Annotated in this window: 8 protein-coding genes and 2 pseudogenes; 2 read left to right on the top strand and 8 right to left on the bottom strand. The window is 46.3% G+C overall.

Annotation, left to right across the window (positions count from 1 at the left end):
- Nucleotides 1-177 precede the first annotated feature (177 nt).
- Nucleotides 178-813, top strand: a complete 636-nt coding sequence (locus TT12_RS03910; protein ID WP_243443348.1) for a YdcF family protein — start codon at nucleotides 178-180, stop codon at nucleotides 811-813.
- A gap of 172 nt (nucleotides 814-985) precedes the next feature.
- Nucleotides 986-2,484: pseudogene (gene cls, locus TT12_RS03905) on the top strand (cardiolipin synthase).
- Between the two features lie 65 nt (nucleotides 2,485-2,549).
- On the opposite strand, the gene TT12_RS16515 reads toward cls, so the two are convergent.
- From TT12_RS16515 to rsmH, 8 genes and pseudogenes are all read right to left on the bottom strand, one after another.
- On the bottom strand, nucleotides 2,550-2,882 hold the full coding sequence (locus TT12_RS16515; protein WP_243443346.1) for a class I SAM-dependent methyltransferase: 333 nt from the start codon (nucleotides 2,880-2,882) through the stop codon (nucleotides 2,550-2,552).
- Complete coding sequence (locus tag TT12_RS16510) at nucleotides 2,879-3,520, bottom strand: putative RNA methyltransferase (RefSeq protein WP_243443345.1); 642 nt, start codon at nucleotides 3,518-3,520, stop codon at nucleotides 2,879-2,881. Before TT12_RS16510 ends, TT12_RS16515 begins: the two co-directional genes overlap by 4 nt.
- Nucleotides 3,521-3,719: 199 nt before the next feature.
- Nucleotides 3,720-4,837, bottom strand: a pseudogene (gene mraY, locus TT12_RS03895) (phospho-N-acetylmuramoyl-pentapeptide-transferase).
- Nucleotides 4,838-4,840: 3 nt separating this feature from the next.
- Complete coding sequence (locus tag TT12_RS03890; RefSeq protein WP_045452368.1) at nucleotides 4,841-6,301, bottom strand: UDP-N-acetylmuramoyl-tripeptide--D-alanyl-D-alanine ligase; 1,461 nt, start codon at nucleotides 6,299-6,301, stop codon at nucleotides 4,841-4,843.
- A 113-nt stretch (nucleotides 6,302-6,414) separates the two neighbouring features.
- Nucleotides 6,415-8,124: a UDP-N-acetylmuramoyl-L-alanyl-D-glutamate--2,6-diaminopimelate ligase gene (locus TT12_RS03885; protein ID WP_045452366.1), complete on the bottom strand. Its 1,710-nt coding sequence runs from the start codon at nucleotides 8,122-8,124 to the stop codon at nucleotides 6,415-6,417.
- Nucleotides 8,125-8,195: 71 nt separating this feature from the next.
- Nucleotides 8,196-10,133 (bottom strand): peptidoglycan D,D-transpeptidase FtsI family protein, encoded by a 1,938-nt coding sequence (locus tag TT12_RS03880; RefSeq protein WP_045445979.1) that lies wholly within the window; start codon nucleotides 10,131-10,133, stop codon nucleotides 8,196-8,198.
- 166 nt (nucleotides 10,134-10,299) lie between these two features.
- Nucleotides 10,300-10,797: a cell division protein FtsL gene (ftsL, locus tag TT12_RS03870; RefSeq protein WP_045452363.1), complete on the bottom strand. Its 498-nt coding sequence runs from the start codon at nucleotides 10,795-10,797 to the stop codon at nucleotides 10,300-10,302.
- 245 nt (nucleotides 10,798-11,042) lie between these two features.
- The gene (gene rsmH / locus TT12_RS03865) at nucleotides 11,043-12,242 is read right to left on the bottom strand and encodes a 16S rRNA (cytosine(1402)-N(4))-methyltransferase RsmH (protein ID WP_045452362.1); all 1,200 of its coding nucleotides are present in this window, start codon (nucleotides 12,240-12,242) and stop codon (nucleotides 11,043-11,045) included.
- Between the last annotated feature and the right edge of the window lie 154 nt (nucleotides 12,243-12,396).

Genomic DNA, 12,396 nt, shown 5'->3' with positions numbered 1-12,396 from the left:
AATAAAAGCGTCTTTCACTATGTCTAAAGGTTTAATTTCCGTTATTCGTGGCCTCTTATCTGTTATCGGCATCATACTTATCATCGATTGCGTTGCATTGATGGTCGTCGGTAAAGTCAACTTCGGCTCGGTTGTACCTTTTTTACTCGGCATGGTTTTTGTCATACATGGGATGTTTTGGCATGCAATACGCAGGTTTTGCAGCAACATTATGGCTTTAACCGCCTTTGGTATGGGTTATGGGCTGTATTTATACTTTGGTTGTTGAGCTTCGCTCTATTTATTTGGTCATTACAACAGCAGATTACGCTTAGCCAGCAGCCTGCACCGACAGTGGCAGCGATTATTATATTAGGCTCAGGCACGGTTGCAGGTAAGCCGACACCGACGCTCGCCAGGCGTTTGGACACCGCTGTGCCCCTTATCGAGACACAACCAGATGCTTTGGTGATGACCAGTGGTGGCGTTGGTTTTCAGCGTACACGTAGCGAAGCCGATATCATGGCCACGTATTTGCATGAGGCACATGGCGTGCCATTCGAACGCATTTTACAAGAAGGTAAAAGTACCAGTACGGAAGAAAACCTCGCTAACAGCCGAGCGTTGTTAGAAGCAAAAGGGCTATCTATCACTGATCCTATCGCCATCGTTACGAGTGATTTTCATAGCATTCGCGCAGCCAGCATTGCGCGACATCAGGGCTATACACAGCCGATCACCGTCGCCAGTCCCACGCCTTTATCCATTCGTTATAACGCTTGGTTTCGCGAGTATTTTGCCTTTGTTAGTGGCTGGCTGTTAGGAGAGTATTGATAGTGATGTATATTTCATCAGTTTGAACAAGCTTACTGCTAAATATCATAGCTCTAGCGTTGCCGCATTACTGTTTTTACCAATCAAAACGGTGGTAATTTTACAGTGCGTTATAATCAGTAAGAACCACTGATAAATACTGCAAATAAAAATAATAATGATGGAGCGCATTATGCTATTGGATATCTTTTTAACTGTTCATTTTATGCTGCTGATACTGATCTCTTTGCGAGTGCTTGCGCGCCATGATCTGACCTCGCCCGCTCGGCTCGCTTGGCTCGTGATATTGTTCATTTTGCCTTATCTGGGGGTTGTAATTTATTGGATGTTTGGTGAGGTGCATCTAGGACGCGATTTTACGCGCAAACGTAAAGAGATCATTGATAAATTAAGCGCACATAGTCCTGAAGTACTTGGTGATGACATCACTTTGTCGGAGGCCATCAAGCCTGAATACCAAGCGGCCTTTGCCTACTCTGCCAATGCAACTGGCTATCATACAACGGTGGGCAATCACGCAGAGCTGATGGCAGATGCGGCTGAGACGCGCAAACGTATGATTGCCGACTTTGATGCAGCGACCGATCATATTCATGTGCTGTATTATATTTGGCTAATCGATGGTATGGGAATCGATACTGCTCAAGCGCTCATACGAGCGGCAAGGCGCGGCGTCATATGCCGAGCAATGGTTGACGGTATGGGCTCACGAAAAATGGTCGGCTCAAAGATATGGCAGGAAATGATAGAAGCTGGCGTACAAGTCAGTGTTGCCCTACCAATTAGTAATATTTTAAAGGTACTCATGTTTAGCCGGATTGACTTGCGAAATCACCGCAAGATTACGGTTATTGACGGCAAAATCGGCTACTGTGGCAGTCGCAACTGCGCCGATCCTGAGTTTCGTGTAAAGCCAAAATTTGCGCCGTGGGTAGACATTATGCTGCGGGTCGAAGGACCGGTCGTGGCACAGAATCAGATGTTGTTCGCCAGTGATTGGCTGACTGAAAATCCTGATACGCCGCTTGACAGCTTTCCTTATTTTATTGACCCTCAACCAAAGCAACAAAAATCCCCACAGCCAGAAACTGATAAGCCTGTACCAATAACATCACCGCCAAATGGCTTTGCGGCACAGGTTTTTTCTGATGGTCCTACCCAACGACGCGGCACCACGCCACAATTTTTAGGTGTCTTAATTGGTCAGGCAAAACGAACCCTGATTATCTCAACGCCTTATTTTGTGCCTGATTATTCGCTCGTTAGCATTTTGTGTGCGACCGCTTATCGCGGTGTACAAGTAACCATGATTTTCCCAAATAATAACGACTCAATAGTCGTGGCTGCTACCAGCACAGTTATTACTGGCAGCTGCTTGAAGCGGGGGTCAATATTTACGAATATAAACCCGGTCTATTACACGCAAAAACCTTGACCATCGATGGCGAAATCAGTCTGATTGGCTCGACCAATTTAGACTTGCGTAGCTTTGATTTGAACTATGAAAACAACATTGTGTTTAGCGATAAAACGCTCACAGCGGATATCGTTGAGCGACAATACCAGTATATCGCTGATTCTGAAGAGGTCACTCGTGAGCAAGTTGAAAACTGGCCGTTATCTTATAAAATCTGGAATAACATTGTCGCCACGATGGGACCTGTTTTATAACCCATTATTAGGGCGTGCCTCAATTCAATTGATCATATCTAAACGGGCTAATGACATTAAGCATTCTATTCAGCTGCTGTCTTCTGCAAAATATAAACGACAAACTTAGCTTGCGTCGTAAAGGATTCTGTTTCGACCGCTGCTAGTAGCGCCTGTCTTTTTTCATTAAGCGCGCGATAAGCATAAGGCGTCATAGTCATCAAATCAGCCAAATCAGCGGCTGACAACGTCATCTCGGTACTGACATGCTCCGTACCTATTAGCGTGAAATATGGAGCCAATTCATGCAAAAACTTATCCGAATCATGCTCGCGGACGTTGTCAAATAACGCTTCGCGCATCGTCGCTAGATGCCCGATATCGGGCTTGGCAATGATTAAATAACCGTCTGCAGTCAATACCTCATTGAACGCGTCTGGCAAGATAGGGCTAAAAATACTGCTAATACCATTGATGCTATGCGCGCGTAACGGCAAATGGGCAGCGCTGGTAACAAGCGGATAGATGACTGCGACTTGGCTGTCGCATTAGTAACACTGTCTTTAACTTGCTGATACCAAAGACGCCCTGCTACCTTACTGGCTTTCGCAAGCTCTACCACAGCCGGTTTACTGATATCTGCGGCGATGAGAGCATCCATGCCTGTCTGTGCCATTGCCTGCGTGTAATATCCTTCACCGCAGCCAATATCCAACCAATTGATTGCCTTGCTATCCTTTGTAGTTATCGGCTCAATTGCTGAATCAGCGACCGACTCATTTTTCGCCAACAATTCCCTCATTTTTTGGCAAATAAGCGTCTGCAATGGCTGATAATGTCCGGCGTTTAAAAACCGTTTGCGTGCATCGATTGATTGCTGGCTATCGCCCGGTGCTTTGGATTTTTTTTGTTGTACGGGCAGTAAATTAACATAACCCTGACGTGCTATATCAAATGGATGAGCCGTTTGTTTTGGGTGCAAGCTGCCATCGCAGCGCCACGTATCTGCGGCAGGCTGTAATGGTGATTGGCAAAGGGGACAAATAAATAAGCTCACAAGTATCTCAACGTCATCGCAATATGGCTGCCATTTTAACAAAATTCAGGCTTACTGCGTGATAAAAGGCGCGATAAACAATGCAGGAAAGAAAATGCGAAAAACAAACTATCAGCAACCAAAAAAAGCCACCTCAACTAAAGTGAGATGGCTTTTGCATACATGATATTCACATTAATGTTCGAGCGATATGGCTATGTTAACGCAGTTTTAAGGTCATGAGCCCAAGGATGACGAGAATAATGGCAATAATCCAAAACCTTGCCACCACTTGCGTCTCTTTCCAGCCAATCTCTTCAAAGTGATGATGCAATGGTGCCATCCGAAAGACGCGCTTTTTACGCAGCTTATACGAGCCAACCTGTAGCATGACCGACAGTGCTTCGGCGACAAATAGACCGCCCATAATAGCAAAAGCGATTTCTTGGCGGGTCATAACAGCAATCGTACCAAGCATCGCCCCGAGAGCAAGCGCGCCACATCACCCATAAATACTTGGGCTGGATGGGCGTTGAACCATAAGAAACCAAGCCCTGCACCAATCATCGAACCACAGACAATGAGAACCTCGGAGTTATAGGCAATATAAGGCACATGCAAGTAATCAGCAAAGCGTACATCACCTGATACATAAGCCATCGCGCCCAAACCTGCCGCGACCAAGACCACAGGCAAAATCGCTAGACCATCCAAGCCATCGGTTAAGTTGACGGCGTTAGAAGCCCCATTAATCACAAAGTAGGTAAAGATAATAAAGCCAATACCAAATGGCACTGCCGAAAAAGGAATCATCCAATCTTTAAAAATCGGTAGCAGCAAATCCTGCATCTCACGCGTGGTCGCGATATCTGGCTGCAAGGTGGCGATATAATACAAAGACACACCGACGAACAAAGCACCCATAGAGAGCCAAAAGTATTTCTTACGAGCAATTAAGCCTTTGGGATCTTTATACTTAATTTTTAGCCAATCATCTGCCCAGCCGACTGCGCCAAAGATAATCATGACAATGAGCAAAATCCAAACGTACGGATTATTCAAACGCGCCCATAGTAAGGTGGACACGCCAATCGCACTTAAAATCAGCACCCCACCCATGGTCGGCGTACCAGTTTTCGCCAAATGCGATTGCGGACCATCATTGCGAATCGCCTGACCATATTTCAGTGCACGCAGACGTCGAATGACACGCCCACCAAAAAACATGCTAAATGCGAGGGCGGTAATGACCGCGAGTAACGCTCGCAGCGTCAACGAAGAAACCGCAGAAAACGGCGTGTAATACTGGCCAAGCCAGCCAAACAACCAAACTAACACCGCCTACTCCTCGATTAGCGCATTGATAAGGGTTTCCATTTGCATGGAACGGGAACCTTTAAACAGCACCGTACAAGGCTGCGCCTGCTGCGCTTGCAAATACGGCTTCAAATACGCCAATAAACTGTCTTTATCGGTAAACGCATGGGCATTGATGTCAGAAACCTCTTGTGCACCCGCCACGGTAAAAGGCGCGTATTCACCAACACACAGCAGCACATTGATGCCCGTTGTCGCGATCGTACGACCCAAGCTTTGATGCTCGCTGACCGCCGCCTCTCCCAGTTCTGCAATATCGCCCAGCACCATGACTTGCGTGCCCGTTTGCGCCGCCAATACTTTCGCTGCCGCTCGCACCGAATGCGGATTGGCATTATAGGTATCATCAATCAAGCGATGCATACCCAGTAATTGACTGTTCAAGCGCCCTTTAGCAGGACGCGCATTTTCAAGTCCGACGACGATATCACTAACATCGATATTTAGTGCATGGGCACAAGCAGCAGCGGCTAAAGCATTATTGACATTGTGCTCGCCCGCTAGTGGCAAGTTGATATCATGGATTTGATTGCCGATATGCAGCTTAAATTCACTGCGCTCAGGCTCGACATCTAAATGGCTGGCACTGACATCAGTATTACCAAAGCCAATCACGTGTGACGTATATTTTTCAGCGATACGGCGTAATTGATTGGTAAAATCATCTTTATCAGGAACGATCGCAAATTGGCTGTCATTCAAGGTATGGTAAATCTCAGCCTTGGTTTGGCAAATCCCTTCACGGCTGCCAAACTCACCCAAATGCGCCGTACCAATATTTAAAATACACGCGACATCTGGCTTTACAATCTCGGTAGTATAAGCAATTTCGCCAATATGGTTTGCGCCAAGCTCTAGAATGGCATAACGATGGTGGTCGGATAATTCGAGCAACATCATCGGCACACCCAAATCGTTATTTAGGTTACCACGGGTAATCAATGTCGGTGCCAATCTGCCAAAGATACTACCAAGCATTTCTTTGCATGTGGTCTTACCGCTAGAGCCAGTAATAGCAATGACGGTTAAATTTTGATGCTGTTGACGACGATACGCAGCCAATTTTCCTAGCGCCAAACGGGTATCGCTCACCACTAACTGCGGAATGCTATTTGCATCAGCCGTAGCAACAGGGCGAGCGACGATAGCCGCAACCGCACCTTGCGCGATGGCAGTATCGAGATAATCGTGACCATCAAAATTATCACCCGATAACGCTAAAAATATATCACCAGGTTTTATCGTACGGGTATCGGTGGCGATACGAGTGCTCATGACATCATTTACTGAAGTGTTTTCTGAATCGGGTTGATCTTCACTCAGCTGCCAATGCCCATTGAGTGCTGCGGTTGCCGCGAGCAGATTGTCTGCTTGCCAAACATACAGCCCTTGCGACTGAATGCTGTTATCGTTGTCGGCTGTCATAATGATTACCTTATATATATGATGACTACTTATTTATTTTTTATAGTTAACGACTCATGCTTCTTAAGAAGCATATAAAATGGATGTTCAGCGCTACTATTTATTTATCAAGGCTATACACGCCCTGCTTGTTTTAAGGCGTTTTGCAAAATAACACTATCGTCAAAATCATAACGAACATGGTTAATTTCTTGATAAGTCTCATGACCCTTGCCAGCGATCACGACGATATCATCAGCCGCTGCTTGAGTGACCGCATACTCAATCGCTGCTTGGCGCGCAGGCTCAATATAGGTACGCTGATATTGCTCAGCGCTCATTCCTGCCTGCATATCTTGCAATATCGCATTGGGGTCTTCAGTACGTGGATTGTCTGCCGTTAACACGACTTTATCCGCGCCTGCCAATCCTGCTTGCGCCATCAGAGGACGTTTGCCTGCATCACGGTCGCCACCACAACCAAACACTGCCCACAGCTGACCCTTACAATGGGTCTTTAGGCTGGCAAGCACTTGGCTTAAGGCATCTGGCGTATGCGCATAATCAACGATAAAGCAGCCATCATTAGACGGCACACGCTGCATACGTCCAACCGCACCTTGTAGCTGCGGCACCACTGCGGCAATACGCTCAAGGCTAATGCCTAAAGCGACGGCAGCTGCCATTGCGGCAAGCAAATTGGCAACATTAAAGCGCCCGAGTAATGGACTAACGATACCTAAATGATTAACTTCGCCATCGCCTAAATCTGTACGTAGCGTAATCTCGACACCTTGTAAGCTTGGTTTGATTTCAGCCGCAACAAAGGTCGCAGATTTTGATGGTTCTAAACTGTACGTCCAGACCGTTAAATCACTGGCATCTGCGGTGTCGAGCATAATCTGGGCATGTTCATCATCGATATTAATGATAGCGTGTGTCAAATCTGGAAAATGTGCTTTATCAAACAGTTTAGCTTTTGCTGCGGCATACTCTGTCATATCGGCATGATAATCTAAGTGGTCACGGCTAAGATTGGTATAAATCGCCACCGACACTGGCATACCTTGTAAACGCTGCTGATCCAAACCATGCGAGCTGGCTTCCAATGCCAATAACTCAGCATTCTCTGTACCCATTTGATATAAAAATTGCTGAACCGCTAAGGCATCACCCGTGGTATGGCTGGCTTGCACCAAAGCGCCAAGCCTACCATTCCCTGCCGTGCCCATAACGGCGCTGCTCATACCTGTCAGCTGCGTCAATTGCGCCACCAATTGACTGATAGTCGTTTTGCCATTGGTGCCCGTCACCGCTATGACAGTTGGCAAGGTCACGGGCTGCTGATACTGCAAACGTGCTTGAATGAGCGTCCCTAAAAAATCACGAATATTGGGCACATGTAAAACAGGGCAAGGCAATGCTGCTAATTGCTGCTGCGTTTTAGCAGTACTATCATTCGATAAAGTGATATCGGCGTGATTTGATACACTAGTCGTGTTAAGCAAAGCCGTGGGATCTATTTCTGATAGGATAAAAGCCGCATTTTCAGCGGCTTGATAGAGGTAGTCGCGACTTTTTTGACAGTTTGGTATGTGGCTTTTTAATAACACAAACACATCGTTCGGCTCTAGCTGACGACTGTCTAAACGAAACTGCAGGAATGGAATATCAAGAAACGAATTGATTGGTTTTGAATCCGCCCCAATCGATGTCGTCTGAGTCGATAGTTTTTGCAATGCCTGCTCTATACCTACACCATGCCTGCTATTGCTACTACTAGATTCAGTCAGCTGTTGCAAGGTAACTGGTGTGATGCTTGGCGACGAGGGTGACAGGGTCATTGGCAAATCCTATACGGTTAAAACACATCAAATAGTTAAAAACTGAACACTTAAAAAACTTACGTTTAAGCCTATAGATCTTCCGTTTTTAACGGCTTATCTAAGGGTACATTGTATAAACGCAGCGCCTCTTTCATGACATTATGAAAGACTGGCGCGACTGTTAAACCAGCATAAATCTGACCACGCGGGTCTTCGATGAGCATCACGCCGACCAGCCTAGGGTTGGATGCTGGCGCCATACCCGCAAAAACGTTGCGGTATTGGTCAGTATAGTAGCCACCTTTTGGATTGATACGGCGCGACGTTCCTGTTTTACCAGCGACGCGATAACCGTCAATCGCAGCACCTTTAGCCGTACCACCCGGTTCGGTGACACTTTCCATCATTTGTACGATAGACATCGCTTGCTCGTGTGCCATGATACGCTTGCTTGGCTGCGGCTTGTCATCTTTAATGAGGGTCAATGGATGCATCACACCGCCTGCCGCCAGCGCCGAATAAGCCTGCGCGACCTGAGCCAGTGTTACCTGTAGACCATAACCATAACTAACCGTTGCACGTCTTGATGTTTCTTTTTCTTTTGGTGTGACCACAAGCCCACTACCTTCCCCTGGGAACTGTAGCGGTGTCTTTGAACCAAAACCAAATTGCTTTTGCATATTGGTAATGCCATCAGCTGGTAAAGACAAAGCAATCTTAGTCGAGGCGACGTTACTAGATTTCTGTAATAGCGTTGCCATCGTAATCCGCCCTAAATTATTATGGTCACGAATGGTATAACCACGGACACGAATAGAACCAGGATTGGTATCGATCAAGGTAGTGGCGGTATATTTTCCTGAGTCTAAAGCCGCTGCAACGGTGAATGGCTTCATCACTGAACCGGGTTCAAAGACATCTAGCAGCGCACGGTTACGTTGGTTTTCACCGGTCATCTCATTCAGGTTATTAGAATTAAAAGATGGCCATGTTGACAAGGCAAGCACTTCACCCGTTTGCACATCAACAATCATGCCTGTTGACCAGCGCGCTTTTTGCAAACGCCCTGCTTTCTCTAGTTCTTTATAAAGCAAATACTGCAGGCGCGAATCAATGGTCAACGCCACATCTTTACCTGGTATTTCTGGTTCAATCTGTTTAATTTCTTTTAAACTGTTTTGTTTGGCATCTTTTAGCACCAACACTTTACCATCATCACCTGCCAGCTCAGTTTCATATTGGCGTTCGATACCAGCACGACCTTCGTAACCACCTTCAGGATCGCTGACATTTTGACCCATAAAACCCAATAGCTGCGAGTTTGGTTGTGGCTGCGGGTAATAACGTTGGAAAAAGTTTTTTTCATAGACGCCAGGAAAATCAAGGGTGCTGACACTTTGGGCAATCTCAGGCGTCACTTTATTCAGTAGCGGCAGATAGTGCGAGCCTGCACCCGATGGCAGTGCTGCTTTAACTGCTGCTTCATCGGTTACATCAATACTGTCATCGATGGCAGTAACTTTTTTCAGCTCAGTGACCGAAATATTCGCAGCCGCCGCAAGCGTGGTCAGATCCATGTTATCCAAACGCTTTTGCATACGCGCAACCAGCTGTGGACTCTCAGGATTGGTGATAATAATACGCTTAAGCTCGTAATATTCGCGCGCGTAATCATGCGGACTAAAAGAGACCGTCGCCAGTGGTGCACTGACTGCAAGTGGCAAATTATTGCGATCGGTAATCATACCGCGATAGGATTTTTGCGTGCGCACGCTAGTGATGAGCTCATCACCTTTGTCTTGATAAAACTGGGCATTGGCAACTTGTAAATAATAAGCACGGGCTATCAGCAAACCCAAGACAACCAATGCAATGACCCAAATAGTACGGAAACGATTTTTGTCTTGCTCAAAACCGCCGCGAGAGGAAGCGCCAGACGCTTTACCCAAAAACCCTCTTTTATTTTTCAGGTTTTTGACACTGGTATAAGCGCCTTGCTCTTCACTTTTTTTCAATCGATCAAACAATTTAGCCTTACGGTTGCCAGAGGATTTTTTTTCAGCCGTACTGCCTGTTTGTCCCGATTTGGCTGCACTGGCAGGACGTAAGGCTTAGTCACCTTACCGCTAGTTGGCTTTTTATTCGCATTTTTCGCGGTCGTTTTACCACTATTGGCATTAGGTTTTTTATCACTCATTGTCCTGCCTCCGCTACCGTGGCATCGGTGATAGGAGCGTCAGGCGATATATCCGTAGCAGCTCGTGGTTCGATAATGTCAGACTTATCCTCATTTGAGTCAGTATCGACGACTGGCACCTGTGCTGTGGCAACACCCGGTTGGATAATGAGCTTATCTTTTAGCGTCGGTGAAAACATGCCCAGTTCAGCCACCGCACGGCTAGCAATTTGCGGCGTCGCACTAAAAGTCTGCTGTTCAATGAGCAAACGCTGATGTTCGACTTGCAGATTACGCTCTTGTTTTTTCATGTCTTGCAAGGTTTTATAATCCTGATGATATTGCTGAACGCCTTCGGCTGTTTTGATACCGCTCCACACAATCGCCACTGCTAACAGCAATAGCACCACTACATAAATACTAACCACATTAAATCGGCGCACAAATAGCTCGCCGATATCGGTGTTATACGGCATTGCAGCGCGACGGTTTGCGGGTTTGTCAGATATTGCCATGACGCTCTCAAAAAGTGGACTTCAAGTATGAAAATTGGCAACTGTTTTAGAGCGGTAAGACGCTTTGTACAGCACCATCAATAAAGTAAAACCAAACGAAAAAGGAACAGCCGAGCCTAGCAGATAATGTTTACAGATTTTTAACAGCCGCGTAAGTATTCAGACTTTCTATCCTACTTAATTGACGGCAACCAATCACCAGCAACTCAGCCAAACACCCTCTCTATAACATCACGCTACCTGTGTTATTGCTCGACACTGGGTAGATAGTCGGTATCAGTACGAGTCGCCATACGCAACCACGCACTACGCGCGCGTGGGTTTTGACTGGTTTCAGCTTTGCTTGGACCCACGCGTTTAGGCTTGCTAAAGTAGCGTGGACGATTGGGCGGCATCGGCAAATTCTCATCCTCTGGATATTGCCCTTTACTATGACGCTGCAAAAACTGCTTGATACGGCGATCCTCTAACGAGTGAAAACTAATCACTGCCAGCTGCCCGCCTGCCTTCAAAATCGGAATACTTTGTTCTAAAAAGTCGTCAACATCGCCAAGCTCATTGTTAATAAAAATGCGCATCGCCTGAAAACTCTGAGTCGCTGGATGCTTACCGCGCTGCCAATTAGGATGCGCCACTTTAATCACTTCAGCCAATGCCAAAGTAGAGTCATAACTGTCCATCTGCTTAATAGCACGGGCGATGCGGCGACTATGGCGCTCTTCGCCAAAATCATAAAGCACATTGGCCAAGGTTTCATCATCGACTTTTTCAAGCCACTCAGCGACCGACTGCCCACGGCTGGTATCCATACGCATATCGACCGCCCCGTCGCGCATAAAACTAAAACCACGACTGCCATCATCAATTTGCGGCGATGAAATACCCAAATCTGCCATTAAGCCATCAACTTGCATGATACCCATTGCCGCTAGACTATCCGTCAACGTCGCAAAACTATCGTGCACCACTTTCACGCGACTATCGGTCTTTGCCAATTCGCGAGCAACGCTAATCGCCGTTGGATCTTTATCAAAAACAATCAAGGTTGCGTCATCGGCCAACTGACTTAATAGTAGTCGGCTATGACCACCACGCCCAAAGGTTGCATCAACGTAGATGCCACTCATCTGCAAGCTATTTTGGTTGTCACTGCTTTGTTCTGCATCGTCTGTTTGCTTTGGGAGCGCTTTGACACCCAGCACTGCTGCAACGGTTTCTTGTAACAGCACCGCATCATGAACAAAGCTCAATTCATCAGAGTTGGCTTTATCAGTGACAGACTCTTGCGTCGGCTGATTAGTAGAGTCATTCTCTACCACACAATCGTTTTCCACAGCAGACAGCTCAGCCTCTGATGCAGCATTAACAGTGGCTAAAGAAGGATTCATTTTAGAATCTTGCTTAGTATTCGGCGTATTTTTTGGCTTATTATTCAATATGGACACAAACGACTCAGTAGATGACGACCATTTTGGTCAGTAATAGTAAAAAATCAGATGAAAATAAACAAGTTATGACTTGTCTAACATTATTATCGCAAGGATACACGGGTAGTCAAGCGCTAGACGGGCTTTTCGTTAAAAATATCCCATCTCTCTG

Source organism: Psychrobacter sp. JCM 18903 (assembly GCF_000586475.1).
Lineage (GTDB): Bacteria > Pseudomonadota > Gammaproteobacteria > Pseudomonadales > Moraxellaceae > Psychrobacter.
Note: the sequence above shows the minus strand (reverse complement) of the source record. Positions and strands in the feature narration are given on the sequence as shown.

What these genes read in the sequence shown, in the direction of transcription:
- TT12_RS03885 (WP_045452366.1), bottom strand. Translation starts at nt 8,124, where the DNA reads ATGACCCTGTCACCCTCGTCGCCAAGCATCACACCAGTTACCTTGCAA.
- ftsL (WP_045452363.1), bottom strand. Translation starts at nt 10,797, where the DNA reads ATGGCAATATCTGACAAACCCGCAAACCGTCGCGCTGCAATGCCGTAT.
- TT12_RS03890 (WP_045452368.1), bottom strand. Translation starts at nt 6,301, where the DNA reads ATGACAGCCGACAACGATAACAGCATTCAGTCGCAAGGGCTGTATGTT.